The organism is Sphingobium sp., assembly GCF_036170395.1.
Classification (GTDB): Bacteria; Pseudomonadota; Alphaproteobacteria; order Sphingomonadales; family Sphingomonadaceae; genus Sphingobium.
Genome location: NZ_JAVHPD010000040.1, coordinates 30,982 through 56,862, shown reverse-complemented (window position 1 = coordinate 56,862; position 25,881 = coordinate 30,982). Strand labels below are relative to the sequence as shown.

The 25,881-nt window shown below is 65.7% G+C and carries 30 protein-coding genes and 1 tRNA gene; 18 read left to right on the top strand and 13 right to left on the bottom strand.

What is annotated here, in order from left to right; translation table 11 throughout:
- Window positions 1–4: 4 nt before the first annotated feature.
- Together V2B31_RS11015 and V2B31_RS11010 are read right to left on the bottom strand one after the other, a co-directional pair.
- Window positions 5–658, bottom strand: coding sequence for an MOSC domain-containing protein (locus V2B31_RS11015; protein WP_328278403.1), 654 nt, complete (start codon window positions 656–658; stop codon window positions 5–7).
- Between the two features lie 56 nt (window positions 659–714).
- The gene (locus tag V2B31_RS11010; protein ID WP_328278401.1) at window positions 715–933 is read right to left on the bottom strand and encodes a DUF2945 domain-containing protein; all 219 of its coding nucleotides are present in this window, start codon (window positions 931–933) and stop codon (window positions 715–717) included.
- 168 nt (window positions 934–1,101) lie between these two features.
- Between V2B31_RS11010 and V2B31_RS11005 the strand changes: the two genes are divergently transcribed.
- The 3 genes from V2B31_RS11005 (at window position 1,102) to V2B31_RS10995 (ending at window position 4,556) form a co-directional block, all read left to right on the top strand.
- Window positions 1,102–2,280, top strand: a complete 1,179-nt coding sequence (locus V2B31_RS11005; RefSeq protein ID WP_328278399.1) for a glycosyltransferase family 4 protein — start codon at window positions 1,102–1,104, stop codon at window positions 2,278–2,280.
- A gap of 105 nt (window positions 2,281–2,385) precedes the next feature.
- On the top strand, window positions 2,386–3,690 hold the full coding sequence (locus V2B31_RS11000; protein WP_328278397.1) for a replication-associated recombination protein A: 1,305 nt from the start codon (window positions 2,386–2,388) through the stop codon (window positions 3,688–3,690).
- Window positions 3,687–4,556: a hypothetical protein gene (locus V2B31_RS10995; protein ID WP_328278395.1), complete on the top strand. Its 870-nt coding sequence runs from the start codon at window positions 3,687–3,689 to the stop codon at window positions 4,554–4,556. The genes V2B31_RS11000 and V2B31_RS10995 overlap by 4 nt, the downstream gene beginning before the upstream one ends.
- A gap of 9 nt (window positions 4,557–4,565) precedes the next feature.
- On the opposite strand, the gene V2B31_RS10990 is transcribed toward V2B31_RS10995, so the two are convergent.
- Window positions 4,566–4,640: transfer RNA gene (locus V2B31_RS10990), tRNA-Thr, on the bottom strand.
- A 701-nt stretch (window positions 4,641–5,341) separates the two neighbouring features.
- Between V2B31_RS10990 and V2B31_RS10985 the strand changes: the two genes are divergently transcribed.
- On the top strand, window positions 5,342–5,644 hold the full coding sequence (locus V2B31_RS10985) for a glycine zipper 2TM domain-containing protein (protein ID WP_328278393.1): 303 nt from the start codon (window positions 5,342–5,344) through the stop codon (window positions 5,642–5,644).
- 69 nt (window positions 5,645–5,713) lie between these two features.
- On the opposite strand, the gene V2B31_RS10980 is transcribed toward V2B31_RS10985, so the two are convergent.
- Window positions 5,714–5,992: a hypothetical protein gene (locus V2B31_RS10980; protein WP_328278423.1), complete on the bottom strand. Its 279-nt coding sequence runs from the start codon at window positions 5,990–5,992 to the stop codon at window positions 5,714–5,716.
- A gap of 147 nt (window positions 5,993–6,139) precedes the next feature.
- Complete coding sequence (locus V2B31_RS10975; RefSeq protein ID WP_328278391.1) at window positions 6,140–6,547, bottom strand: EVE domain-containing protein; 408 nt, start codon at window positions 6,545–6,547, stop codon at window positions 6,140–6,142.
- 100 nt (window positions 6,548–6,647) lie between these two features.
- Between V2B31_RS10975 and V2B31_RS10970 the strand changes: the two genes are divergently transcribed.
- Entirely contained in the window at window positions 6,648–7,595 is a 948-nt protein-coding gene (locus V2B31_RS10970) for an isopenicillin N synthase family dioxygenase (RefSeq protein ID WP_328278389.1), read from the top strand.
- Between the two features lie 215 nt (window positions 7,596–7,810).
- On the opposite strand, the gene V2B31_RS10965 is transcribed toward V2B31_RS10970, so the two are convergent.
- Window positions 7,811–8,194: a dihydroneopterin aldolase gene (locus tag V2B31_RS10965; protein WP_328278387.1), complete on the bottom strand. Its 384-nt coding sequence runs from the start codon at window positions 8,192–8,194 to the stop codon at window positions 7,811–7,813.
- 109 nt (window positions 8,195–8,303) lie between these two features.
- Here V2B31_RS10965 and V2B31_RS10960 point away from each other — a divergent pair, with 109 nt between their 5' ends.
- From V2B31_RS10960 to V2B31_RS10945, 4 genes are read left to right on the top strand one after another with little or no spacing between them, the layout of a single operon-like run.
- Window positions 8,304–8,840 carry a GNAT family N-acetyltransferase gene (locus V2B31_RS10960; protein ID WP_328278385.1) on the top strand — a complete coding sequence of 179 codons (537 nt, stop codon included), beginning with the start codon at window positions 8,304–8,306 and terminating at the stop codon, window positions 8,838–8,840.
- A 43-nt stretch (window positions 8,841–8,883) separates the two neighbouring features.
- A complete protein-coding gene (locus V2B31_RS10955; protein ID WP_328278384.1) occupies window positions 8,884–9,450 on the top strand; it encodes a DUF1285 domain-containing protein in 567 nt (188 codons plus the stop codon).
- The gene (locus V2B31_RS10950; RefSeq protein WP_328278382.1) at window positions 9,447–10,058 is read left to right on the top strand and encodes a CoA pyrophosphatase; all 612 of its coding nucleotides are present in this window, start codon (window positions 9,447–9,449) and stop codon (window positions 10,056–10,058) included. The genes V2B31_RS10955 and V2B31_RS10950 overlap by 4 nt, the downstream gene beginning before the upstream one ends.
- Window positions 10,039–11,250, top strand: coding sequence for a CCA tRNA nucleotidyltransferase (locus tag V2B31_RS10945; protein WP_328278380.1), 1,212 nt, complete (start codon window positions 10,039–10,041; stop codon window positions 11,248–11,250). The genes V2B31_RS10950 and V2B31_RS10945 overlap by 20 nt, the downstream gene beginning before the upstream one ends.
- Here V2B31_RS10945 and V2B31_RS10940 read toward each other — a convergent pair.
- From V2B31_RS10940 to V2B31_RS10920, 5 genes are all read right to left on the bottom strand, one after another.
- Window positions 11,214–12,965 carry a putative bifunctional diguanylate cyclase/phosphodiesterase gene (locus V2B31_RS10940; protein ID WP_328278376.1) on the bottom strand — a complete coding sequence of 584 codons (1,752 nt, stop codon included), beginning with the start codon at window positions 12,963–12,965 and terminating at the stop codon, window positions 11,214–11,216. The two genes, V2B31_RS10945 and V2B31_RS10940, sit on opposite strands and share 37 nt — an antisense overlap.
- A 102-nt stretch (window positions 12,966–13,067) precedes the next feature.
- Complete coding sequence (parC, locus tag V2B31_RS10935; RefSeq protein WP_328278373.1) at window positions 13,068–15,356, bottom strand: DNA topoisomerase IV subunit A; 2,289 nt, start codon at window positions 15,354–15,356, stop codon at window positions 13,068–13,070.
- A gap of 45 nt (window positions 15,357–15,401) precedes the next feature.
- Window positions 15,402–15,698: a CcdB family protein gene (locus V2B31_RS10930; protein WP_328278372.1), complete on the bottom strand. Its 297-nt coding sequence runs from the start codon at window positions 15,696–15,698 to the stop codon at window positions 15,402–15,404.
- Window positions 15,698–15,940, bottom strand: a complete 243-nt coding sequence (locus V2B31_RS10925; RefSeq protein ID WP_328278370.1) for a type II toxin-antitoxin system CcdA family antitoxin — start codon at window positions 15,938–15,940, stop codon at window positions 15,698–15,700. Before V2B31_RS10925 ends, V2B31_RS10930 begins: the two co-directional genes overlap by 1 nt.
- Window positions 15,941–15,984: 44 nt before the next feature.
- Window positions 15,985–16,905 carry a LysR substrate-binding domain-containing protein gene (locus V2B31_RS10920; protein WP_328278367.1) on the bottom strand — a complete coding sequence of 307 codons (921 nt, stop codon included), beginning with the start codon at window positions 16,903–16,905 and terminating at the stop codon, window positions 15,985–15,987.
- A 116-nt stretch (window positions 16,906–17,021) separates the two neighbouring features.
- On the opposite strand from V2B31_RS10920, the gene V2B31_RS10915 reads away from it, so the two are divergent.
- The 5 genes from V2B31_RS10915 to V2B31_RS10895 all read left to right on the top strand — a co-directional run bounded on the left by V2B31_RS10915 (window position 17,022) and on the right by V2B31_RS10895 (window position 21,442).
- Complete coding sequence (locus V2B31_RS10915; RefSeq protein WP_328278365.1) at window positions 17,022–17,180, top strand: hypothetical protein; 159 nt, start codon at window positions 17,022–17,024, stop codon at window positions 17,178–17,180.
- A 57-nt stretch (window positions 17,181–17,237) separates the two neighbouring features.
- Window positions 17,238–18,008: a trehalose-phosphatase gene (gene otsB, locus V2B31_RS10910; RefSeq protein WP_328278362.1), complete on the top strand. Its 771-nt coding sequence runs from the start codon at window positions 17,238–17,240 to the stop codon at window positions 18,006–18,008.
- Between the two features lie 98 nt (window positions 18,009–18,106).
- Window positions 18,107–19,876: a glycoside hydrolase family 15 protein gene (locus V2B31_RS10905; RefSeq protein WP_328278422.1), complete on the top strand. Its 1,770-nt coding sequence runs from the start codon at window positions 18,107–18,109 to the stop codon at window positions 19,874–19,876.
- Entirely contained in the window at window positions 19,873–21,279 is a 1,407-nt protein-coding gene (gene otsA / locus V2B31_RS10900; RefSeq protein ID WP_328278360.1) for an alpha,alpha-trehalose-phosphate synthase (UDP-forming), read from the top strand. The genes V2B31_RS10905 and otsA overlap by 4 nt, the downstream gene beginning before the upstream one ends.
- Window positions 21,280–21,310: 31 nt before the next feature.
- Window positions 21,311–21,442 (top strand): hypothetical protein, encoded by a 132-nt coding sequence (locus V2B31_RS10895; RefSeq protein WP_328278429.1) that lies wholly within the window; start codon window positions 21,311–21,313, stop codon window positions 21,440–21,442.
- Between the two features lie 136 nt (window positions 21,443–21,578).
- Here V2B31_RS10895 and V2B31_RS10890 read toward each other — a convergent pair whose 3' ends face one another.
- Window positions 21,579–21,746: a hypothetical protein gene (locus tag V2B31_RS10890; protein WP_328278357.1), complete on the bottom strand. Its 168-nt coding sequence runs from the start codon at window positions 21,744–21,746 to the stop codon at window positions 21,579–21,581.
- A gap of 105 nt (window positions 21,747–21,851) precedes the next feature.
- Here V2B31_RS10890 and rpiB point away from each other — a divergent pair, with 105 nt between their 5' ends.
- The 4 genes from rpiB (at window position 21,852) to V2B31_RS10870 (ending at window position 25,329) form a co-directional block, all read left to right on the top strand.
- Window positions 21,852–22,289, top strand: a complete 438-nt coding sequence (gene rpiB / locus V2B31_RS10885; protein ID WP_328278355.1) for a ribose 5-phosphate isomerase B — start codon at window positions 21,852–21,854, stop codon at window positions 22,287–22,289.
- A gap of 11 nt (window positions 22,290–22,300) precedes the next feature.
- Entirely contained in the window at window positions 22,301–23,602 is a 1,302-nt protein-coding gene (glyA, locus tag V2B31_RS10880) for a serine hydroxymethyltransferase (protein ID WP_328278354.1), read from the top strand.
- 126 nt (window positions 23,603–23,728) lie between these two features.
- Entirely contained in the window at window positions 23,729–24,190 is a 462-nt protein-coding gene (nrdR, locus tag V2B31_RS10875; RefSeq protein ID WP_328278353.1) for a transcriptional regulator NrdR, read from the top strand.
- A 68-nt stretch (window positions 24,191–24,258) separates the two neighbouring features.
- Window positions 24,259–25,329 (top strand): TrmJ/YjtD family RNA methyltransferase, encoded by a 1,071-nt coding sequence (locus V2B31_RS10870; protein ID WP_328278352.1) that lies wholly within the window; start codon window positions 24,259–24,261, stop codon window positions 25,327–25,329.
- A gap of 84 nt (window positions 25,330–25,413) precedes the next feature.
- Here V2B31_RS10870 and V2B31_RS10865 read toward each other — a convergent pair whose 3' ends face one another.
- Window positions 25,414–25,710, bottom strand: a complete 297-nt coding sequence (locus V2B31_RS10865) for a chorismate mutase (RefSeq protein WP_328278421.1) — start codon at window positions 25,708–25,710, stop codon at window positions 25,414–25,416.
- Window positions 25,711–25,881 lie beyond the last annotated feature (171 nt).

The following is a 25,881-nucleotide window of genomic DNA, read 5'->3' as shown; positions in this document are numbered from 1 at the left end:
CGCGCTATACCGAGAGTTTGCGCGCCCGCTCCCGCCATGCCTCGGCCAGCACGGTCATGCCGGCAAGCGCCCGCACCGCGTCCCGCTCGCTGCGATGCCCGCCGCCGATCAGCAGGCGGAAGACCCGCGCCATGTCCCAGTCGGGCAGCGGCCGCTCGATCAGCGCCATGCGCGTCCCCGCCTCCGCCTCGCCTTCGCGGATCACCCGGAAATAAAGGCCGCCCCGCCCCGTTTTGATGATCGTCGCCATCACGTCGCGCGCGCCGAAACGATGGTCGAGCTTCCAGCAGGGCTGGCGGCCATGGCTGACCTCCACGATGGCGCTGCCCAGCGTGAAGCGGTCGCCCAGGCAAATCTCCGTCTCGGTCAGCCCCCGCGACGCGATATTCTCCCCGAACGCGCCCGGCGCGTCGAGATGGGGCATGTCGGGCTTGCGCGCGCGCCACCAATCATAATGATCCTGCGGGTAGAGATGGATCGCCTTGTCCCAGCCGCCATGATGGATAGGGTCGGCGACCGCATCACCCGAGAGGCCGTCCCATGTGATCCGCACCGGCCCGTCAACCGCGCGCTTGGCGATGGCGCTGTGATCGTGCCCGCGAAAGGGCATGGGGGTGCCGACCAGCAGCGCGTCGACGGTCATGTAGGGCGCGTCCATCGCGCCGCCATGCCATAGCGGCAGCGATCAGGCGACGGCCAATGTCGCTTGCGCGGCTATAGCGGGCTGAGTTCGGAGGCGAGCTTAAGCACCTCGCCACCATTGTCGGCGCGGATGAGGAAAGCGGGATTGCGCGGCGATCCATTGCGCCGGATCAGCGCCCCTTCGATCCTGCGTTCGACCTGCCCCTCATAACGCTCGGCGATGCGTCCCCGGCCGACGCCCTGCCCCCAGTTCCACCTGACCCGCATCCCATTGCGGAACATCTCGGTCATCGGGGCATCCTCTCCTTATTGGGCGCACGCTGCGCCGGCCGTCATCTTGCCTGAAACGCCAAAATCCCAAAGAGTTGGAAGGTTCCATATAGAGGCCCGGCGCGCCTGCCTTCGCCGACCCGCGCCGGGGGTGTTCCCCCTGCCGCCGGAATGCCCTAAGGGGCGCCGATGGATGCAACCGGCCTTCGCGTGGCGCTCTTCAGCGGCAACTATAATTATGTGCGCGACGGCGCCAACCAGGCGCTCAACCGCTTCGTCGCCTATCTTCTGCGGCAGGGTGCGACGGTCAGGGTCTATGCGCCTACGGTTGAGCAGCCTGCCTTCGAGCCGACCGGCGAGCTGGTGAGCGCGCCGTCCTTCGCGGTGCCGGGGCGCAAGGAATATCGGGTGCCCTACCGTCTGTCGCGTGGCCTGCGCCGCGATCTCAAAGCATTCGCGCCCAATCTCGTTCATCTGTCGAGCCCCGATCCGCTCGGCCATGGCGCGTTGAGCTGGGCGCGCCGCCATCAGCTGCCGACCGTTGCCTCCGTCCACACCAGGTTCGAAACCTATCCGCGCTATTATGGTCTCGCCTTCCTCGAACCTTTGGTCGAATCGCTGTTGAGACGCTTCTATCGCCGTTGCGACGCGATCGTGGCGCCCTCCGAATCGATGGCGCAACTGCTGCGCGAACAGCGGATGAGCTATGATGTCGGCATCTGGACGCGCGGCATCGACCGCGACATCTTCAATCCCGAGCGCCGCGATCTCGAATGGCGGCGCTTAATCGGCATAGAGGATGACACGCCCGCGATCGGCTTCATCGGCCGGCTGGTGATGGAAAAGGGGCTGGACGTCTTTTCCGACACGATCGACCAGCTCGCCGCGCGGCAGGTGCGGCACAAGGTGCTGATCGTCGGCGAAGGCCCGGCGCGCGAATGGTTCCAGAACCGGCTGCCGCAGGCGGTGTTCACCGGCTTTCAGGCGGGGCCGGACCTCGGCCGCGCCGTCGCCAGCATGGACATGCTGTTCAACCCTTCGGTCACCGAAACCTTCGGCAATGTGACGCTCGAAGCCATGGCGTGCGGTCTGCCCACCGTCGCCGCCCGCGCGACGGGCAGCGAGAGCCTGGTGACCGAAGGCGTCACCGGCCGGCTGATCCGTCCCGGCGCGATCGGCGCCTTCGCCGACGCGCTCGAAGCCTATTGCCTCGATCCCGAAGCCCGGCTGCGCGCGGGGCAAGCGGCGCAGGCGCGCGCCGAGCGCAATGGCTGGGACCAGGTCAACCAGGCGCTGGTCGACACCTATCTGCGCGTGATCCGCCAGCGCGCGCAGGGTCTCTCGCCCCGCTCCAGCCCGGTTCCATAATTCCGGCGGTTTCCTATATTTCGTTCGGGCTGAGCCTGTCGAAGCCCTGTATTTTTCTTCAAGAAGGAAAAGCCCTTCGACAGGCGCAGGGCGAACGGTGAAATGATGAGCGACCTGTTCGCGGACCAGCAGCCCGATAGCAACGCCACCGCGCCCCTCGCCGACCGGCTGCGCCCCCGCACCCTGGCCGAGGTTGTCGGGCAGGAGCATCTGACCGGGCCGGAGGGCGCCATCGGGCGGATGGTGGCGGCGGGGCGGCTCTCCTCGATCATCTTCTGGGGGCCGCCGGGCACGGGCAAGACCACCATTTCGCGCTTGCTCGCCGATGCGGTGGGAATGCGGTTCGAGCCGATCTCGGCGGTCTTTTCCGGCGTCGCCGACCTTAAGAAGGTCTTCGCCGCCGCGAAGGAGCATGGCCGGCGCGGCGAGAAGACGTTGCTCTTCGTGGACGAAATCCACCGCTTCAACCGCGCGCAGCAGGACAGTTTCCTCCCCTTCGTGGAGGATGGCACCGTAACGCTGGTCGGCGCGACCACCGAGAATCCGAGCTTCGAGCTGAACGCCGCGCTCCTGTCCCGCGCGCAGGTTCTGATCCTGCGCCGGCTCGACGCAGCGGCGCTGGAATTGCTGCTGGAACGGGCGGAGGCGCTGATCGGCCGTCCCCTGCCGCTCGATCCGGCGGCACGCGAGGCGCTGCTGGCGAGCGCCGATGGCGACGGGCGCTTCCTGCTGAACCAGGTCGAGACGCTCTATTCGATCGCGATCGCCGAGCCGCTCGATCCCGCTGGCCTGTCGGCGCTGCTCCACCGGCGCGTGGCGGTCTATGACAAGGATCGGGAGGGGCATTACAACCTCATCTCCGCGCTCCACAAATCGCTGCGCGGGTCCGATCCGCAGGCCGCGCTCTACTATCTCGCCCGGATGCTGACTGCAGGCGAAGAGCCGCTCTACGTGCTGCGCCGGCTGGTGCGCTTCGCCACCGAGGATATCGGCCTCGCCGATCCGCAGGCAGTGGTGCAATGCCTCGCCGCCAAGGACGCCTACGAGTTTCTGGGATCGCCGGAGGGCGAACTGGCGATCGTGCAGGCCTGCCTCTATTGCGCGACCGCCCCCAAGTCCAACGCCGCCTATATGGCGATGAAGGCCTCGTTCAAATCGGCGCGCGAGACCGGATCGCTGATGCCGCCGATGAACATCGTCAACGCGCCCACCAAGCTGATGAAGCAGGTCGGCTACGGCAAGAACTACCAATATGACCATGACGCGGCGGAGGGCTTTTCCGGCGCGAACTATTGGCCCGAAGACATGACCCCGCAGACCTTCTACGCGCCGACCCATCGCGGGTTCGAGGCGCGGGTGGCCGAACGCATGGCCCATTGGGACCGGCTGCGGGCAGAGCGCGGGGATTGAGCCGTTTCGATCATTTCGCGGTTGTCGACTGGTCCGGCGAGGCCGTCGCCCGGCCCAAGGGGCTGGCGGTGGCCTATGCCGAACGCGGCGACAACCCGCCTGTGCTTCTCTCCCCGCCCGGCGGCTGGACCCGCGAGCGGCTGACCGAGTGGCTGGCCGAGCATGGCAGGGCCGGAACCCGGCTATTGGTCGGCCTCGACCTGTCGCCCGCGCTGCCCTTTATCGATCAAGGCGCCTATTTCCCCGGCTGGCGCGACAGTCCGGCGGACGCGCTCTCTCTTTGGGCGATGGTGGAACACGTAACAGCCGATGATCCCCATTTGTCGGTATCCTCGCTGCTGCGCCATGCCGAGGTCCGCCGGCATTTCCGGCAGCTTGGCGATTGCGGCGATCTGTTCCCGCCCGGCAAGGGCCGCCTGCGGGTATGCGAACTGGGGCAGGCGGCGATGGGCCTCTCTCCGACCAGTTGCTTCAACCTGGTCGGGGCGGCCCAGGTCGGCAAGTCGAGCCTGACGGGGATGCGAACGCTGCACCGGTTGCGCGGGCTCGTGCCGGTCTGGCCGTTCGATCCCATTCCGGCGGAAGGGCCGCTGATCGTGGAAATCTACACCAGCCTCGCCGCGCGCGAGGCGCGCCTGCCGCGCGGGCGAGCCAAGATGCGCGATGCCCCGTCGCTGGACGCGGCGCTGGCGGCACTGGGGATCGGGCCGCACCAGCCTCTGCCGCGCTACAGCGATCATGCCACCGACGCCATCCTGACCACCGCCTGGCTCCGCATCGCCGCCAATCGCCCGGCGCTCTGGCATCCGGCGGGCATGACCCCGCACATCGCGCGCACAGAGGGCTGGACGTTCGGCGTCATGTAACTGGGGGGATGGTGCCGGCTGAGGGGATCGAACCCCCGACCTTCGGTTTACAAAACCGCTGCACTACCGCTGTGCTAAGCCGGCTGGATGGATGCTCGCCCTAATGGCGGTCCCGGTGCCGGTCAACGGCAAACCATGCCTGTTCCCGCCGAATCAAAATGGGGGCCGGCATTGCTGCCGGTCCCCATTTCCGTCGGGTCATCCGATCCGCGTCCTTTGCCGGATGCGATCATCGGCCCGGCGTATCCTGTGCTTCGCCCGTTAGGGATCGGCGCAGGCTTTGCTCCGGTCGTCGGCCTCTTGCAAGGCCGGCCTCCCGGCGCGGGTCGCCCCTTTTCCCATGCCCGACGTTCACTTTCGCGCGTACCCGGCATCGGTTGTAGAGCGGCCTGTCCGCCTTGGCGCTTTTGCTGGAAGCAGGACCGCCCGGCCAGACCATCGCGACAGAAAATCCCTGATTTCTCGGGAGATTTTCGGATTTGGATCACTCCGCTTCCTCGTCTCGATAGGGAGATGGTCTCACCATCTGCGAGTCGCGCAAAACGGAATCGGACGGGATGATGACCATGCCTCCGCAAAATCTGTGGATAAGTGTGGATAAGTTTCATCCGCACCCAAACGGCGGAACGTGGCGCGCAATTCGCCCCCGCCGCCCGCCCCCATCGCTTTGTCGCAAATTTTATCGACACAATTGCAACAACTTGCGTCGTTGCCGCAGGTTCATGCAACCTCGATCAAAGTGCAGGGGTTGAACCGCCAAATCACGCTACTGGAGGAGAAAACTCATGCGTAATACCCTGCTCGCCCTGGCCGCCGTCTCGTTGGCCGTCCCCGCGTCCATGGCGGTGCCGACCGATGGCGCTCAGGCCCGCAAGCATCATCGCTACAGCGAATGGCGCGGGCGCGACGGCCGCACCTATTGCCGCAAGTCGGATGGCACCACTGGTCTCATCATCGGCGGCGTCGGCGGCGCGCTCGTGGGCCGCGCGATCGACACGCGCGGCGATCGCGCCACCGGCACCATCCTGGGCGCGGCCGGCGGCGCGCTGCTCGGCAAGGAAATCGACAGCAAGCGCCGCTGCCGCTGAAGCTGGACGTAAAAAAGGGCGGCATCCATCTCGGATGCCGCCCTTTTTACGAGATATTAGAGGATCGGCTTATTCCGAAGCCGCGCCGCGCGCTTCTTCGACGTTGAAGGCGACAGACTGGCCGCCGGAAATGCCCGAAACCTTGCCGTTCTTGACCGCGAGGTTGAACGCAACCGCATCGGGATAACGACGGCCGGAAATGACCTGGCCGGTCTTGGTGTCCTTCACCTGATAGACATAGGTGTAGCCTTCATGGGTGAAGCGCTGCTTGGGGGTAGCGTCGCCGGCCTGGGCGGCGGTGGCGGCAATGGCGCTCACAGCGCCGGCAATGGTGAACTTCGACAGCATTCGCATAGGGTGTCTCCTTGTGAATGCCGATCAAACACCTCTGACTATATTTATTGGTTGCCGCCTATCTATGTTGCGATGCGGCACGGCCCAATCGCAAAGAGCGTTATTGCAATTGCGTAACGTGCAATCTCTGCCGTACCCGGCTCAAGCCTTTGACAAGGCGAGGATATGATCGAACTGCGCCTGAGTCAGCGGCGACACGGAGAGGCGCGACTGCCGCAGCATGACCATGTCGGCGAGCGCGGGATCGGCCTTCATCGTCTTCAATGTCACCGGTTTCGCCAGCTTTTCCTTGGGCGCGACATGCACCGCGACCCATTTGCCGGTCTCGTCGGTGCTGTCGGGCGCGGCTTCCTCGACGATGGTCATGATCCCCACCGCCTCGACTCCGATATTGCTGTGGTAGAACAGCGCCAGATCGCCCTTGCGCATCGCCTGCATGTGCAGCTTCGCCGCATGGTTGCGCACCCCGTCCCACTCCGCCTTCCCCTTCGCGACCAGGTCGTCATAGGAAAAGACGTCGGGCTCCGATTTCATCAGCCAATAGTTCATTTTGCCTCCTTGCAACAGCGGCTCGGCGCGATCAAGGATGCGGACATGAACGAGCCGCTGCGGGAAGCAGGCTCCTTGTCGGAATAGCTGGAGAATATCGGTGTCGCAAACGGTGCTGGATCAGGTGCCCGTCCTTTCCCTGGCGGACATGCCTAAGGCGGATTTCGCCCAGGCGTTCGGCCGATCTTTTCAGAGGTTCGGTTTCGCCATGGTCCGCGATCATGGCATGGATCAAGCGCTGATCGATGAAGGCTGGACGCTTGCCCGTCGCTTCTTCGACCTGCCTATCGAGGTGAAGCAGCGTTATGACGCCAGGCCCAATGGCGGGCAGCGCGGCTATACCGCCTTCGGCACCGAAATCGCCAAGGGCGCGAGTGAGAACGACCTCAAGGAATTCTGGCATGTGGGGCGCGATCTGCCCGCTGGCGATCCGCTGGCCGAAACGATGCCGCCCAATATATGGCCGTCCGAACTGCCCGAATTCGCGCCGGTCTTCGCGCGCCTCTACGCCGAATTCGACCGGGTGGGCGCGGAGCTTCTCTCCGCCATCGCCCTCTATCTCGGCCTCCCCGAACGCTGGTTCGACGGCCCGATCGACAATGGCAATTCGATCCTTCGCCTGCTCCATTATCCCCCAGTGTCGCCGCAAGCACCGGGCATCCGCGCCGGCGCCCATGAGGATATAAACCTCATCACCCTGCTGCTGGGAGCCGAGGAAGGCGGGCTGGAGCTGAAGGACCGGGACGGCAACTGGCTCCCGGTGGTGCCGCCGCCGGGCGCGCTGGCGATCAATGTCGGCGACATGCTCCAGCGCCTCACCAACCATGTCCTGCCTTCGACCAGCCACCGCGTCGTCAACCCGCCGCCCGACCGGCGCGGCCATTCGCGCTACTCGATGCCCTTCTTCCTGCACCTTCGCCCCGACTTCATGATCGACGCGCTGCCCCAATGCGTCACGGCCGACAATCCGCGCCGCGATCCGCCGATCAGCGCGCATGATTATCTGACCGAGCGGCTGGTGGAGATTGGGCTGATAAAGAAGGGGTAGGCGGGGCGTTTGGGGCAATCATCCTCCCCTGCAAGGGGAGGTGGCTGGCCGCAGGCCAGACGGAGGGGTTCGATCAGGTTCAACTGCCCCCGGCAGTTGAAGGTCATGCCGGGGGCATGACCGACCTGATCGACCCTCTCGATAGCGGGACACCCCTCCGTCACGCGCTTCGCGCGCGACACCTCCCCTTGCAGGGGAGGATGACTTTTCGGGTTTTAACGCCGCCCGCGTCCCAACGTGATCCCGATCTCCTCGCCCCGTTCGGACAATGCCAGCTTCACGATCTTCACCTCGACATGGCTGACCTTGTCGTCCTGGAGGAAGATGGTGTCGATGATGTGATCCGCGACCGCCTCGATCAGCGTGAAATGAACGCCCTCGGGCAGCGCCGTCGACGCGGCGTGCTTGAGGTCCATGTAATTTTTCGACCGGCTGAGCGGCGCTGAGGGATCATAATGGTCCGCAATTCTAAGCCGCGCGCGAATCGAGATGCGCAGCGGCTGCGGCAGATGCGTTTCTTCCGAATAGATGCCGGTCAGCACATCGACATGCAGGTTGTTCACCTCCAGCGTCAGAAAATCGTCAAATCCCGTCTGCATAGCCACCATGTTCGGCCCGTCCGCGCTGTCGGGCGGGTCCAATAAAGTCTTTCATTTCGCGGACCGGGCGCTAAAAGCCCGCCGCTCGGCGCTGCCCCATGCGCCATAGATGGCGGATCGGCAAGTCGTGTCTCATATCGTGCCCCTGGATAGCCAGCCTGCCGCCGCGATCGAGCGGCTGCTCGACGCTGCCTTCGGAGCCGACCGGCACGGCCGCACCGCCTATCGGATTCGCGAGGGCATGGCCTGGCTTCCCGCTCTCTCCTTCGCCGCGCTGGACGATGCCGGCGCGCTCATCGGCACGCTGCAAAGCTGGCCCGTCGCGCTGGCGCAGGCGGACGGCGCGCGCCTGCCGCTCGTCATGGTCGGCCCGGTGGCGGTCGATCCCGCGCACCAGAAGGGCGGGCACGGCCGCGCGCTGATGGACGCGGTTGTCGCCACCGCCCGCGCGCTGGCCAGCGAACCGCTGATGATGATCGGCGACCCCGAATATTATGGCCGTTTCTGGGGCTTTTCCGCCGACGGCACCGGCGGCTGGACCGCGCCAGGCCCGTTCGAGCCGCGCCGCCTGCTCGCCCTGTCGGTCGATGGCCGCCCGGTCGGCGGCACGGGGATGCTCGCCCCGCGAATTGCGGTCGCGGCCTGATTACCCCTTTGCCTTCGGGCGACGAGGCTCCTATCTCCGCCCCATGCCGATGGAGCCGCTGCCCGACCTTGCCACCCTGTCGCTGACCGACATTGCGCGGCTCGCGCAGGAGAAACGCTTGCCGCCGGTCGACCAGTGGAACCCCACCCATTGCGGCGACAGCGAGATGCGGATCGGCCGCGACGGCACCTGGTATCATCAGGGATCGCCGATCGGCCGCGAGACTATGGTCCGCCTCTTCTCCTCGATCCTGCGGCGCGAGCCGGACGGCAGCCATGTCCTCGTCACCCCGGTCGAAAAGCTCGATATCGAAGTCGAGGACGCGCCTTTCGTGGCGGTCGAACTCAAGTCCGAGGGCGAAGGGCGCGACCGCACTCTCGCCTTCCGTCTCAACAGCGGCGACCTGGTGACCGCCGGCCCCGATCATGCGCTGACCCTGCGCGAGACGCCCGACGGACCGCACCCCTATCTCCATGTGCGCGGCGGGCTGGAGGCTCTCGTCGCGCGCAGCGTCTATTATGAGCTGATGAACCTCGCGCTGGACGAGGAGTCCGATCCAGTAGGCCTCTGGAGCAACGGCGCCTTTTTCGCGCTGGACGGGGCGCAATGACGCTGGCGCAGCGGCTGCGCGCCGCGCTGGAAGAAGGGCATCGCCGCACCGACCTGCTGCCCCCCGCCGACCTCATCGACCCGCGCATTCAAAGCGAGATCGACCTCGCGGAGGCTGCTGTGCTGGTCGCGGTGACGGATCGCACCGAACCCGGCCTCATCCTCACCGAACGGGCGACGACGCTGCGCAAACATGCCGGCCAGATCGCCTTCCCCGGCGGCCGCGTCGATCCGGGCGATGCGGACGCCATCGCCGGCGCGCTGCGCGAGGCGCAGGAGGAGATCGCGCTGGCCCCCCACCATGTCGAGGTGATCGGCACGACCGATCGCTACCGCACCTTCACCGGGTTCGACATCGTGCCGGTTCTGGGCGTCATCCCGCCCGACCTGTCGCTCCGCGCGCAGGAAGGCGAAGTGGCCGACTGGTTCGAGCTGCCGCTCGCCTATGCGCTCGATCCCGCCAACCGCATCCGCCGCGAGGTCGAGTTCGCCGGCGCGATGCGCCATTATTATGAGATTTTTTGGGAAAACCGCCGCATCTGGGGCATCACCGCCGCCATCCTCGCCAACCTCTCGCGACGCCTGGGCCATGACCGCATCGCTGCCTGACGCCGAGTGGCGACACCGGCCGGGCCTCGACGGGCTGCTTGACGCGCTGGACGCCGGCGCGGGCAAGGCGCGCTTCGTGGGCGGCGCGGTGCGCGATGCGCTCTTGGACCTGCCGGTCAACGACATCGACATCGCCACCACGCTCGATCCGCATGATGTGCTCGACCGGCTGCAAAAGGCGGGGATCAAGGCGGTGCCGACCGGCATCGATCATGGCACCATCACCGCTGTCCTGCCCGGCGGGCCCGTCGAAATCACGACGCTGCGCCGCGACGTCAGCACCGACGGCCGCCGCGCCACCATCGCCTATACTGACGACTGGCGCGAGGATGCCGCGCGGCGCGACTTCACCATCAACGCCCTCTACGCCGATCCGCTGACCGGCGCGATCAGCGACTATTTCGGCGGCGTCGACGACCTGGAAGCCCGTCGGCTGCGTTTCATCGGCGATGCCGCCACCCGTATCGCCGAGGATCACCTCCGTATCCTGCGCTATTTCCGCTTTCTCGCCCGCTATGGCGGCAATGTGCTGGATGAGGCCGCCTATGCCGCCAGCGTGGCCGCCGCCAACAGCCTGATGGCCTTGTCGCGCGAGCGGATCGCCGACGAACTGCTCAAGCTGCTGGGCGTCGCCGCGCCTGTCCCGGCGTTGCGCCTCATGATTGACGGCGCCATCCTGACGCCTGTGCTCCCCGAAATCGACCGCGCCGGCATCGACCGGCTGGAGTCGCTCATGGCGCGCGAGGCTGAGGCCGGTGTAGCCCCCGCCCCGATCCGCCGGCTTGCCGCGCTGCTGCCGCCCGATCCCGTTCTGGCGGACCAGATCGGCGCCCGCCTCAAATTGTCGAACAAGGCGCGCAAGCGGCTCATGACCGCGCTGGAGCCTGCGTCGGGGCCGGAAAGCCCGCGCGCGCTCGCCTACCGCGTCGGCACCGAAAGCGCGATCGATCGGCTGCTGCTCGATTCCGCCCAGCCGCTCGATGCCCTTGCACAGCTCAACGGCTGGTCCCCGCCGCACCTGCCGATTGGCGGCGGCGCTCTCATCGCGCGCGGCCTAGCCGCCGGTCCTGATGTGGCGAAGGCGTTGCAAGCGGTCGAGCGCGCCTGGGTGGCGGAGAATTTTCCCGACGACGCCCGCGTCGCCGCGATCGCCGATCAGATCGTCTCGAAATTCCAGCGCGCCCGCCAGTAAGCGAAGGCATCCGCCTCCGCCATCGGCCGCGCGAAATAATAGCCCTGCCCCTGCCAGCAGCCCATCTGCTGCAACGCGTGGGCCAGTTCCTGGGTCTCGATCCCCTCGGCCGTGACTTTCAGGTTCAGCGATTCGGCCAGCGACAAGATCGTCCGCACGATCACGGCCTTGTCGCGATCGGCGAGCATGGAGGAGACGAAACTGCGGTCGATCTTCAATATGTCGATCGGCAGGCTGTGCAGGCTGGCGAGGTTGGAAAAGCCGGTGCCGAAATCGTCCATCGCGACCGACATCTTCAGATCCTTGAGCGCGACCAGCAATTTGCGCGCCTTGTCGGGATCGGCGATGATCGCGCTTTCGGTGAGTTCGGCGGTCAGCCGATGGCCGTCCACCCCGGAGTAGCGCAGCGCTTCCTCGAACATCGAGGCGACATCGTCGCGCGCCATCTGGATCGGCGAGAGATTCACATTGACCCCGACGGGTAGCGGCTGGCCAAATTGCGCGTCCCAACGCGCCAGCGCCTGCGCCGCTTCATAGGCCGCCCATCGCCCGAGCGGGGTGATGAGGCCGCTTTCCTCCGCGACAGCGATAAACTCGACCGGCGACACTTCGCCCAGTTCCGCGTCGTTCCACCGCGCCAGCGCCTCGAAGCCGGTAACCTCGCCGGTCTGGAGATGGATCAGCGGCTGATAGGCGAGCGTCAGCCCGCCCTGCGCCAGCGCATCGCGCAGCCGGCTTTCGACCGAAAAACGGCGATGCGCTTCCTTGAGCACGCCGTTGCGATAGATTTCCACCTTGCCGCTGCGCTTGGCGATCTTCACCGCCGCCTGCGCCTTGCGGACCACATCCTCGGGATCATCGTCCAGGCTGGCGGAGAGCGCGCAGCCGATCGCGCAATCGACGCGGATTTGCAGGTCGCTCAGCCGAATCGGCGAACTCAGCGCCTCCTTGATCCGTTGGACAATCTGAAGCGCGTCCGACAAACCGTTGTTCAGCCGCGCGAAGATCGCAAAGTCGTTGCCGCCGATCCGGGCCAGCACATCGCCCTGTCGCAGGCTGGATTTGAGCCGCTTGGCGACGGTGATGAGCAGTTCGTCGCCCGCCATCGGACCCAGCGATTCGTTCACGCGGCTGAACCGGCTGAGGTCGATCGCGATGATGCCGAACTGGGCGTTGTCCGGCCAGACCGCGTTTTTGAGCCGGTCGTCGATTTCCTCGCCGAAACCGGTGCGGTTGGGCAGCGCGGTGAGGCCGTCGGACAGCAGTTCGCGACGCAGATTTTTCTCGATCGCGCGCTCGCTGGTGCGATCGGTCGCGGTGAAAAGGAACAGGGGCGTATCGCCCTTACCCACAGGCAGCCGCCCGATGGTGCAGAGGAAATATTCCGGCCCTAGCTTGCCATCGCGCCGTATCTCGAACGTCTCCGAATCGCGGTCCGACTGCGAAAATGCCGTGAGCCGCTCCACAAATTCTGCCGATATGCGGGCAAGAGCCGGGGTGTCTTTGACGTCCTGCACCAGCGCGAGATAGCGATCGTTGCCGGAGATCATGGCGATGCCCTCGCGTGCCACCGCGAAGATGGCGGCAAGCTGGGGCAGCGCTGAAAGCCATTGGTCCATCGGGATGCAGCGGTCGCGACAGCCGAAATCCTTCCCCGGCAAGGGGAGGGCGTCAGCCGGCTTTACCGGCAAATTGCGCACCGAAACGGATTCCATGGCTCCGCTGTATCGCGGAGGAGTAAATTTTCGGGAAACATTACGCGCCCGTTCATCGCGAACTGCGTAAATTGCGAAGCGCCTGATTTTCCGATGCGATTTCTAGAATTTATTGTCGCGCGGAAAACCCGTTGGCGGCATCCGCCCGGCCGCGCCGCGCGCGACCTTCCACGGCAGCATATCGCTTTCGGTCCGGGTTCGCCCGCTTTCCCCGCCCATCGTCCAGCTAAGCCCGTCGGCCAGGCGGAAGGCAATGGCGTCGGAGAGGCCGCCGTCGCGGTAACGCTGCATCTGCACCCCCTGCCCCCGCGCCATCTTCGGCATTTCGCTTAAGGCAAAGACCAGCAATTTGCGATTCTCGCCGATCACCGCGATACTGTCCGCCTCGGCCGGGACCGGACGTATGACGCTTAGCTTCGCGCCCGCGCGGACATTCACCACCTGCTTGCCCTTGCGCGTCTCCGCGATCAGGTCCGCCGCCGCCGCCACGAAGCCGCGCCCATCCGAAGACGCTAGCAGCAGATCGCCGCCGATCCGCGCCGGCATCAGCGCGACGACCGCCCCTTCATTGTCCATATCGACCAGCGAGCGCACCGGATCGCCAAAGCCGCGCCCGCCGGGCAGCTTGTCCGACGCCAGCGTATAGACGCGCCCCGTCGCGGTCGCCATCAGCAGCTTGTCGGTGGTATAGGCGTGGAAAGCGAATTGCGGGCCGTCGCCTTCCTTGAACTTCAGCGTATCGGCGGCGGCGAGGTCGCGGTGGCCGCTCATCGCGCGTATCCAGCCGCGTTCGGAGAGGATGACCGTGATCGGCTCGCGCTCGATCATCGCCTCCAGCGGAATTTCCCGCGCCGGGGCGGCTTCCTCCACCAATGTCCGGCGGCGACCGATATCGGTCTCCGGCCCATAGCGCTTGCGCAGCGCCGCCAGATCCTTCTTCAGCCGGGTCTTCTGCCGGGCCGGGCTGTCGACCAGCTTCTCCAGCTCGTCCTTTTCCTTGAGCAGGTCGGCATGTTCGCGCCGCAGTTCCATCTCCTCCAGCTTGCGCAAGCTGCGCAGCCGCATGTTGAGGATCGCCTCCGCCTGCCGGTCGGTCAGCGCGAACTCCGCCATCATCACCGCCTTGGGCTCATCCTCGGTGCGGATGATCTCGATCACCCGGTCGAGATTGAGATAGGCGATGATATAGCCGTCAAGCAGTTCCAGCCGGTCGGCGATCTTGGCCAGCCGGTGCTGCGCGCGCCGCACCAGCACGTCGATCTGGTGCTTCAGCCATTCGATCAGCAGCGGCTTCAAGCCCAGCACGCGCGGCGTATGGCTGGCGTCCAGCACGTTGAGGTTCAGCGGAAAGCGGTTTTCCAGGTCGGTCAGGCGAAACAGGCTGTCCATCAGCACCTGCTCGTCCACCGTGCGCGCGCGCGGCTCGATGACGATGCGGATCTCCGTGTCGCTCTCGTCGCGGACATCGGCCAGGATCGGCAGCTTCTTGTCGTTGATGAGCGCCGCAATCTGCTCGATCAGCTTGGACTTCTGCACCTGATAGGGAATTTGCGTGACCACCGCGACCCAGGTGCCGCGCCCGCCATCCTCCTTGTGCCAGCGCGCCCGCGTGCGGAACGCGCCGCGCCCGGTGGCATAGGCTTCGGATATGATCGCGGGGTTGTCCACCAGCACGCCGCCGGTCGGAAAGTCCGGCCCGCGAACCACCTGCATCAGCGCGGCATGATCGGCATCGGGATCGTCGATCAAAAGGTTGGCGGCGTCGATCAGTTCGGCGACATTGTGCGGCGGTATGCTCGTCGCCATGCCCACCGCGATGCCGCTCGCGCCATTGGCGAGCAGGTTGGGGAAAAGGCCGGGGAACACCTCCGGCTCCTCATCCTCGCCATTATAGGTCGGACGGAAATCGACCGTGCCCTCGTCCAGCCCCGCCATCAGGTCAGCGGCGGCCTGCGTCAGCCGCGCCTCGGTATAGCGCATCGCCGCCGCATTATCGCCGTCGATATTGCCGAAATTGCCCTGCCCGTCGACCAGCGGCGTGCGCAGGGAAAAATCCTGCGCCAGCCGCACCATCGCGTCATAGACCGACGCATCGCCATGGGGGTGATATTTGCCGATCACGTCGCCAACGACGCGCGCGCATTTCTTGTAGGCGGTGGTGTTGCGCGCCGGATTGGCGACCAGCAAGTCGGGGTTGGCGCCGCCCGGCTCCATCTTCAGCAGCCGCATAGCCCAGAGAAGGCGACGATGGACCGGCTTCAGCCCGTCGCGCAAATCCGGCAGCGACCGCGCCGTGATGGTGGACAGCGCATAGACGAGATAGCGCTGCGAGAGCGCTTCGTCGAACGGATGATCCTTGATGGCGTCAAACGGGTCGCGGAAATCTGTCATTGCGGCCGGCTTAGCAAAGGGAGCACGAAACGGAAACGGTTTCGCTCAATAGCCGCCCAAGAGCATGTCGACCGCGCGAAGAATGGCATAATTGTGATCGACGAGAGATGTGACGACTTGGCCAAGCTCGCGGGCCGATATCGCCCCGGAAAACTGAGTCATCATCTGATACTGGCCACCACCGATCTCAAACCGCGGGTTTAGGACCGCCATGGCGGTGCCGGCGAGGTCAACCGGAACCAAAGGCACAACAAAGCGCGTCGTCAGATGATCCAGCAGTTCCGACTGGCAATCAAGCACATAGCTGCCATCGGACAGCCTGTACGCGCAATAGCGAGCCATCAAAACAGCCGGTATTTTTCGAGCGGAAGCCCATATTTCTCGACATAGGCGTTCGACGCCGCGATCCCCTCCTTATTCTCCTCCTGCCATCGCCGGCCGCGTTCCTGCGCGACTTCGCGCCGGAGTCCGTCTTCGCACGCGCGTGAGAGGTTAATGCCGAGTTCGCGCGCAGCTTCCACCAGATTGCTATCCAGCGATAGGTTGGTCGCCTTGCGTGAACCGATCCGTTCCTGCTTCGTCATCGCTGACCTCCATCATTCATGCGCATCAACATACGCATATTCCGTCAGCGCGGCAAGTAGACGCCCTCGGGATCGGCGGCGATCGCGTCGGCGAATTCGGCGCAGATCCAGTCGCGAAACGCCTTCACCTTGGGCGTGTTGCGCGCGTGGGCGGGATAGACGATCCAGTAGCTCGCCAGTTCGCGGACATAGGAAGGCACGGCTTCGACCAGCAGCCCGCCCTCGACTTCCGTCTTCCAGAGGAAATGATTGAGAATGGCGATCCCCTGCCCCGCAATGGCGGCGCGGCCTTCCATTACCTGGCTGTCGAGCGCGATGCCGGGTGGGCCAGCGGCGGGATCATCCTCCACCCCCATGGCGGCGAACCATTCATGCCACCACATATCGTCGGGCGACAGGCGCGGCAGAGCGTGCAGCGCCTTGGCGTCCGCGACCGGGCCGTTCCGGGCTAGCCAGCCGGGGCTGCACATCGGCACCAGCCGGTTATGAGTCAGCAGCCGCGCCTCCAGCCCCGGCCATTCGCCCCGCCCGCCCCGGATCGCCAGGTCCACCCCCGCCCGCGCGAGATCGACTACCGCATCCTCCGCCTGTATCCGCACCGCCAGCTGCGGATGCCGCATCTGAAACGCACCGATGCGCGGCGCGAGCCAGAGATGCGCGAAGCTGTTGGTGCAGCTGATCGTCAGCACCGCCGAATGATCCTGCGTCAGCGCCGCGAAGCCCTCGCGCATCTGGTCGAAGGCGCGCGTCAGGATCGGCGCGATCTCCCGCCCCTTTTCGGTCAGCGCCACCTTGCGGCCCGCGCGCTGGAACAGGCTGATGCCCAGCCGCTCCTCCAGCAGCTTGACCTGATAGCTGACCGCCGCCTGGGTCATGCCCAGTTCCTGCGCGGCGGCGGTGAAATTCTCGCGGCGCGCGGCAGCCTCGAACACGCGGATGGCGGACAGAGGCGGCAATGAAGACATGCCACGGATGATAAGGTCAGCTTATCGAAACCGTCCAGCCTTTTGTTGGCGGGCGCTACGGAAAGGGCGCATATGCTCTCCCGCGGAACGATCCGCTCGATCAAAAGGATCATGCCATGCGCGACGAAATCGACGACCGGCTGTGGCACTATGGCCGGACCCACTTCAGCACCGCCATCGACCGGCTGCTGCGCCGGATCATGCAGGCATTCTGCGTGCTTCACCGCCAGCAATGGTCGGCGCCCTGGAGCCCGGAGAAAAGCTGCCGTTCCTGACGCCGGCGCTTTAAAAAACAGGCTTGCAGTTTCGGGCGCAGCCGCCACCTTGCGCCCGTGCCCGAATCTGCTCCCGCTTTATCCACCGCCCCCTCCCTTCCCGCCCCGCCGCCGGCGCTGCTGGAAGGGGCTGCCTTGTTCCTCGATTTCGACGGGACGCTCGCCCCGCTCGCGGACTCGCCCGATGCCGTCCATGTCGATGATGCGCTGCTCGCCCTGCTGGCGGACCTGCGCGATCGGCTGAACGGCCGGCTCGCCATCGTCAGCGGCCGCTCGGTCGCGACCCTGCGCGACCTCGGCTTTGCGGACTTTATGCTCGCAGGCACCCATGGCCTCGAATTCGCCCGCCCCGGCGAGGCAGTGGACGGCCCCGCCCGCCTGCCGGCGATTGACGCGGTAGAGGCCGCCGTCACCGCCTTTGCGGCGGAAAAGCCGGGTCTTCTGGTGGAGCGCAAATCGATCAGCGTCGGCCTCCATTATCGCAGCGCGCCGCAATGCGGGGCTGAAGCCGCCGCACTGGCCGACCGGCTCGCCGCAACCCATGACCTCATCGTCCAGCGCGGCAAGATGCTGGTCGAGCTGCGCCCCGGCGGCGCGGACAAGGGCAGCGCGGTGCGGACGCTGATGGCGCAGCCCCGGATGATCGACGCCATTCCCGTCTTCATCGGCGATGATGTGACCGACGAGGAAGGCTTCGCCGCCGCCGCTGACCTCGGCGGCGCGGGCATATTGGTCGGCCCGCCTCGTTCCACCGCCGCAACCTTTTCTTTGGAACAGGTTGCCGCTGTCAGGCATTATCTGCGCGAAGCGGCTGCCCGGCTCGGCTGACAGGCGGCCTCTCCGCTTATGTCCAAGGCCATGGGGGAAGACACATCAGCAGCGACAGCTTTCTCGCCGGAAAAGAGCGCAATCTAGACCTCTGGCCCATCGGCAACTGCCAGGCGTCCGCCTTGATTGACCGCGCCGGCCGGATGATCTGGGCCTGCGTGCCCCGCGTGGACGGCGATCCTGTCTTTTCCGCTCTGCTCGACGACAAGGATTGGGACGGTCCCCAATCGCGCGGCTTCTGGGCGATCGAACTGGAAGGCTGCGTCGCCGCCGAGCAGCACTATATCCGCAACACCCCCATATTGGTGACGCGCCAGCGCGACGCGCAGGGCAACGCGATCGACATTTACGACTTCTGCCCCCGCCACAGGCATAAGGGCCGCATGTATCGCCCCGTCGCCTTCGTCCGCATCGTGCGGCCAGTGGCGGGCAGCCCGCGCATCCGGGTCAAGCTGCGCCCGACGACCAGCTGGAACGCGGACAAGGTGCCGATCACCTATGGCTCCAACCATATCCGCATGGTCCTCTCCTACATGGCGATGCGGGTATCGACCAATGCGCCGATCGGCCTCATCTCCCAGGAAAGCTGGTTCCGCCTGGAACAGGACATGCATTTCTTCATGGGGCCGGACGAAGGCTTCTCCGACGCGCTGCGCCCCGCGATCGAGCGGATGCTGGACGACACGATCAACGAATGGCAGCTCTGGGTGCGCGGCCTCGCCATTCCGGCCGAATGGCAGGAGGCGGTGATACGCTCCGCCATCACCCTGAAACTCTGCCAGCATGAGGAAACCGGCGCGATCGTCGCGGCGCTCACCACTTCCATCCCGGAACATGCCGACTCGGGGCGCAACTGGGACTATCGCTACTGCTGGGTCCGCGACGCCTATTACACGGTCGAGGCGCTGAACCGGCTCGGCGCGCTGGACGTCCTCGAATCCTACCTCGTCTATCTGCGCAATATCGTGGACGGCGCGCGCGGCGGACATATCCAGCCGCTTTACGACGTGCGCGGCAATGCGACGCTGACCGAGTGGGAAGCGGACAGCCTGCCCGGCTATCGCGGCATGGGGCCGGTGCGCGTCGGCAATGCCGCCTACAGCCAGATCCAGCACGACGCCTATGGCCAGATCGTCCTGTCCTCGGTGCAGGGCTTCATCGACCAGCGGCTGCTGCGCATGGCCGGCCATGCCGATTTCGAAGCGCTGGAGGTCGTCGGCGAACGCGCCTGGCAGGTCTATGACCAGCCCGACGCGGGCCTTTGGGAACTGCGCACCCGCGCCCATGTCCACAGCTATAGCGCGGTCATGTGCTGGGCCGCGTGTGACCGGTTGGCCCATGCCGCGACGGCGCTCGGCCTCGACCTGCGCGCGGCCCATTGGCAGAACCGCGCCGACACGATGAAGGCGCGCATCCTAGCATCCGCCTGGCGCGACGACAGCCACGCCATATCGGCCAATTTCGAGGATGATTCGCGCGACGCCTCGCTGCTCCAGCTTCTCGACCTTCGCTTCCTGACCGCCGACGATCCGCAGTTTATCGGCACCCTCGCGGCGCTGGAGGCGGACCTGCGGCGCGGCGACGACATGCTCCGCTACAGCGCGCCGGACGATTTCGGCGAGCCGGTGACAGCGTTCAACGTCTGCACCTTCTGGCTGATCGAGGCGCTGCATCGCACCGGCCGCACGGAAGAAGCGCGGCGATTGTTCGAGGTGATGCTGTCCCGCCGCACCGCCGCCGGGCTGCTTTCCGAGGATATCGATCCCGAAACCGGCGAACTTTGGGGCAATTACCCGCAAACCTACTCCCTGGTCGGCATCATCAACTGCGCTGTGCTGCTGAGTAAACCGTGGAGCGTGATGCGATGAGTCGCCTCATCGTCATATCCAACCGGGTCAGCCGCCCCAACAAGTCCGGCAATCAGGGCGGCCTGGCCGTCGCCCTGGCGCAGGCGTTGCGCGAGAGCCGGGGCATCTGGTTCGGCTGGTCGGGCGAGGTGACGGACAATTTCACCGGCCATATCGGCTTTGCCGAGGATCAGGGCGTCAAGACCGCGACGATCGACCTGGAAGAGCAGGATGTCGACGAATATTATAATGGCTACGCCAACAAGACACTGTGGCCGCTCTTCCATTTTCGCATCGACCTCGCCGAATATGCCCGCGATTTCGAGGGCGGCTACAATCGTGTCAACAAACGCTTCGCCGAGACCGCAAGCCCGCTGATCGAGCCGGACGACGTCATCTGGGTCCACGATTATCATCTGATCCCGCTGGGACAGATGCTGCGCGACCGGGGGCTGAAAAACCGGATGGGCTTCTTCCTCCACATCCCCTGGCCGCCCACGCGCCTGCTCGTCTCCCTCCCCCACCACAGCAAGTTGGTCAGCACCCTCTTCGCCTATGATGTGGTCGGCTTCCACACCGAGGAATGGCTCGAATCCTTCCGCCACTATGTCGAGCGGGAGATGGGCGGCACGGTCGACGGCGATAATGTGACCGTGGGCGACCGCACCATCCAGGCGATCGCCTGCCCGATCGGCATCAACGCGCAAGATTTCAAGGATGCCGCCGAAAGCGACACCGCGCAGGCAATGTACGCCAAGGTGCGCGCCTCGCTCCAGGACCGGCCGCTGATCGTCGGCGTCGACCGGCTCGACTACAGCAAAGGCCTGGAGGAGCGCTTCACCGGCTATGCCCGCTTTTTGAAGGATCATCCCGAACATCATCGCAAGGTCGTGCTGACCCAGATCGCCCCGCCGTCGAGAGGCGACGTAGAGAGCTATCAGCAGATTCGCGCGACACTCGACGCGCTGGCCGGGCGCATCAACGGCGAATATAGCGATGTCGACTGGACCCCGATCCGTTACGTCAACCAGGGATATCCGCGCGACGAACTGGCCGGCATCTACCGCGCGGCGAAGATCGGGCTGGTGACGCCGCTCCGGGACGGCATGAACCTGGTCGCGAAGGAATATGTCGCCGCGCAAGACCCGAAGGATCCCGGTGTGCTCATCCTCTCGCGCTTCGCGGGCGCGGCGATGCAGTTGAAGGACGCGCTGCTCATCAACCCCTACAGCCCCGAGGAAATGTCCGACTCGATCCTGCGCGCGCTCGCCATGCCGCTGGACGAGCGGCAGCGGCGCTGGCGCGCGATGATGGACAGCGTTGAGACGCAGGACATACGCTGGTGGCGCGAAGCGTTCACCAGCCGGCTGACCGCCGTGGACCGCGCCGAAGCCCCGACGGAGGCTGAACCGGCCGCCGGTTGAGCGGCGCGGCGCAGGCGGCTATGCCCGCCGCATGGACATGCCTGACGACAACCCCCGCGGCCTCTGGCCCGCCATCCGCGCCCGCTCCGGCATAATCCTCGGCACGATCGGCCTGGTCGCCTGGCTGGCGATGATCTGGTTCATGTTCGGCGACGTGCTGTGACTCATTCCTCCCCTGCAAGGGGAGGGGGACCACGAAGTGGTGGAGGGGTGTCACCCTCTCGATAGCGGGACACCCCTCCGTCAGTCGCTCCGCGCCTGCCACCTCCCCTTGCAGGGGAGGATAAGCGATCGGCCGCTCACCCCACCGGCATCACACTGATCGCCACATTGCCGAACATCACCAGCCCCGCGACGATCATCAGCGCCCCGCGCTTGCGATCCCCTTTCTTCACGATCATGTAAACGCCTCCGCCGGTCAGCAGCACGCCCGCCAGCATCAGGATCGAAAGGATGGTTCCGGCCATGCCCCGCCATAGGCGGCAAGCTCCATGGTGGCAATTGCTGCCCCGTCCCCCTATTAGGCGCGCAGAAACGAATCACCCCGCGCGGTGAAGGGACGCCCCGACTCCATGAAGATCGCTATCGCTTCCGACCATGCCGCCGTCGACCTGAAGGCGGAACTCGCCGCCTGGCTGCGCGCAGAAGGGCATGATGTGGAAGACCTCGGCCCCGCCACCGCCGATCGCGTCGATTATCCTGATTATGGTTACAAGCTCGCGACAGCGGTCGCCTCCAGCGCGGCCGAGCGCGGCATCGCGCTCTGCGGCTCCGGCATCGGCATCTCGATCGCGGTGAACCGCAACCCGGCCTGCCGCTGCGCGCTGGTGAGCGAACCGCTATCCGCCGCTCTGGCCCGCGAACATAATGACGCCAACGTGCTCGCCATGGGCGCGCGCCTCACTGGCATCGACATGGCGAAGGCCTGCGTCGCCGCTTTCCTCTCGACCGATTTCGGCGGCGGCCGCCATGGCCCCCGCGTCGACAAACTCTCCCATCCCGCGCTCTGAAAGGACCAGAGATGAGCTTAGACACCCTCGCCCCCGCCATCCGTCAGGACGGCTTCTTCAGCGAAAATCTCGCCAGCGCGGACCCGGAGATCTTCGACGCGATCGGCAAGGAGCTGAAGCGCCAGCAGGACAAGATCGAACTGATCGCGTCCGAAAATATCGTGTCGAAGGCGGTGCTGGAGGCCGCCGGATCGATCTTCACCAACAAATATGCCGAGGGCTATCCCGGCAAGCGCTATTATGGCGGCTGCGAATATGCCGATGTGGTGGAGACCCTCGCCATCGAGCGCGCCAAGCAGCTGTTCGGCGCGAACTTCGCCAATGTGCAGCCCAACAGCGGCAGCCAGATGAACCAGGCGGTGTTCCTGGCGCTGCTCCAGCCCGGCGACACCTTCATGGGGCTCGACCTGTCATCGGGCGGGCATCTGACCCACGGATCGCCGGTCAATATGAGCGGCAAATGGTTCAAGGTCGTGCCCTATGGCGTCCGCCCCGACGATCATCTGATCGACATGGATGAGGTCGCCCGCATCGCGCGCGAGACCAAGCCTAAGCTTATCATCTGCGGCGGCACCGCCTATTCCCGCACCTGGGACTTCAAGCGCTTCCGCGAGATCGCGGACGAAGTCGGCGCCTATCTGCTCGCCGACATGTCGCATTTCTCAGGCCTCGTCGCCGGCGGCGCGCATCCCTCGCCGGTGCCGCACGCCCATGTCACCACCACCACAACCCACAAGTCGCTGCGCGGCCCCCGCTCGGGCATCATCCTCAGCAATGACGAGGCGATCGCCAAGAAGCTCAACAGCGCGATCTTCCCCGGCCTCCAGGGCGGCCCGCTGATGCACATCATCGCGGCCAAGGCGGTTGCCTTCAGGGAAGCGCTGACGCCCGAGTTCAAGGCCTACGCCCACCAGATCGTCGCCAATGCGAAGGCTCTGGCCGCGACGCTCGCCGACGCCGGCCTCTCGATCGTGTCGGGCGGCACCGACAATCACCTGATGCTGGTCGATCTGCGCGCCAAGAATACCACCGGCAAAGCGGCGGAAAAGGCGCTCGACCGCGCCTACATCACCTGCAACAAGAACAACGTGCCGTTCGATACGGCCAGTCCCTTCGTCACCTCGGGCGTCCGCCTCGGCACCCCCGCCGGCACCACCCGCGGCTTTGGCGAAGAGGAATTCCGCGAAATCGGCCGCCTGATCGCCGAAGTCGTCGAGGGCCTCAAGCGCAACGGCGACGAAGGCGACGGCCAGGTCGAGGCGCATGTGCGCGAGAAGGTGCTGGGCCTGACCGGCCGCTTCCCGATTTATTGATCGCTTTTTAGCCCCTCCCCTTCAGGGGAGGGGTTGGGGTGGGGGTTCGCCTCAAGGCGCAACGCTATCCCGAGAGCCCCCACCCTCTGCCCCTCCCCTGAAGGGGATGGGAGATATGGAGACCTGATGCGCTGCCCCTTCTGCTCGCACGAAGACAGCCAGGTGAAGGACAGCCGTCCGACCGAGGACAATGCCGCCATCCGTCGCCGCCGACAGTGCGAGGCGTGCGGCGCGCGCTTCACCACCTTCGAGCGCATCCAGCTGCGCGACATCTGGGTGGTGAAGAGCGAAGGCCGCAAGGAGGCGTTCGACCGCGACAAGCTCGCCCGCTCGGTCGGCATCGCGTGCCGCAAGCGCCCGATCGACCCGAGTCGCCTGGAAAAGCTGATTTCCGGCATCCAGCGCCAGCTCGAAACCAGCGGCGAAAGCGAAATTCCCGCCCGCGCCATCGGCGAAATGGTGATGGAGGGTTTGAAGCGTCTCGACAGCGTCGCCTACATCCGCTTCGCCAGCGTCTACAAGGACTTCACCGACGCCAAGGATTTCGAGGAATTCGCGGGGTCAGTGCAGGAGGTGGCGCGTGAGTGAGTTTTATAACACCGCTCGCCCTGAGCGAAGTCGAAGGGTTCGGCTGAGCGAAGCGAAGCCCTGACGCTATGGCCTTCTACACCTATATTCTCCGCTGCGCCGACGGCTCCTATTACACCGGCCACACCGATGATCTCGAGGCGCGGTTCGCCGCCCATCAATCCGGCGCGATCAAGGGCTATACGTCCGAACGCCTACCTGTCGAACTGATGTGGTCCGTCGAATTTTCGACCCGCGCGGAGGCGATGGAAAGCGAATTTCAGATCAAGGGCTGGTCTCGCAAGAAGAAGGAAGCGCTGATCGCCGAAAACTGGGCGAAGTTGAAGCAAGCCGCCGTATCGCACACTTCGCCTTCGCTCAGTGACGCCCTTCGACTTCGCTCAGGGCAAACGGGGGAGGCTGCCAGTCATACCGAGACTATGCCCCACCCCACCCCCATCATCGTCCTCGTCCGCCCCCAACTGGGCGAGAATATCGGCAAGGCCGCCCGCGCCATGCTGAACTTCGGCCTGACCGAAATGCGCCTTGTCGCCCCGCGCGACGGCTGGCCCAACCCGGATGCCGGCCCGGCCGCTGCCGGCGCGGACGCGGTGCTGGACGGGGCGCAGGTCTATGACACGCTGGCCGAAGCCGTCGCCGACTGCGCCCATGTCTATGCCACCACCGTGCGCAAGCGCGGCGTCACCAAGCCGGTCGTGACCCCGGAGGAAGCGGCCTGCGAAATCCACGCCGCCCAGGGTCGCAGCGCCTATGTCTTCGGCCCGGAGCGCTCAGGGCTGGAGACCGACGACGTCGCCCTCGCCCGCAAGATCCTGACCGTGCCGATCAACCCGGACTTCGGCTCGCTCAACCTCGCTCAGGCGGTGATCCTGTGCGCCTATGAATGGTCGAAACAGGCCGATCTCGCCCAGCCCACCGTCACCGACCTTGGCGAACCCGCGCCGCAGGAGGAACTGGAGGGCATGATCGCCCAGTTCGAGGCGCTGCTCGACGGCGCAGGCTATTTCTTCCCACCCGACCGCGCGCCCGCGACCAAACGGACTCTGCGCAACCTGCTAACCAAGCCCGGCTGGAACCATCTGGAGGTGCGGACGCTGCGCGGGGTGTTGTCGTCCCTGGCGAACCCGCGCCAGCGTTGACCCACCTTCCTCCCGTTCGGTTCGAGCCTGTCGAGAACCCAGCGCAAGAGTTCTCGACAAGCTCGAACCGAACGGGTGGTGATTTTATCTCCATCGCCGATCAAACACGTCCATCTCATACCCGATCGACAGCTCGACTAGATGATCCCACAACTCCGCGATCATCTCCCCCGGCAGCCCCGCCGCTTCCGCCTCGGCGCGCGCGTTGGCGATCACCTCCGCCTTGCGCGCCTCGTCCCGCACCGCGCCGCGATCCGGCTTGATCCGCGCCGCCGCGCGCATATGGGCGAAGCGCTGGGCGAGCAGCGCGACGATCTGGCGGTCAAGCGCGTCGACCCCCGCGCGCACCTGCGCCATGGTGGAATAGCTGTCCGGGTCCATGGCCGCCCGCCTAAGCGCCTCGCGCGCGCCTGTCGAGGGGTTGACAGAGCCGCCCGCCCTCGTCATAGGCGCGCCTTCGCAATTGGCTCCGCACTCCGGTGAAGCGGCGGCCCTGCCCCTGAAATATGGCCAGCAGGCGAGACCGGAAGCCACATTCACCTTCCCCGAAAA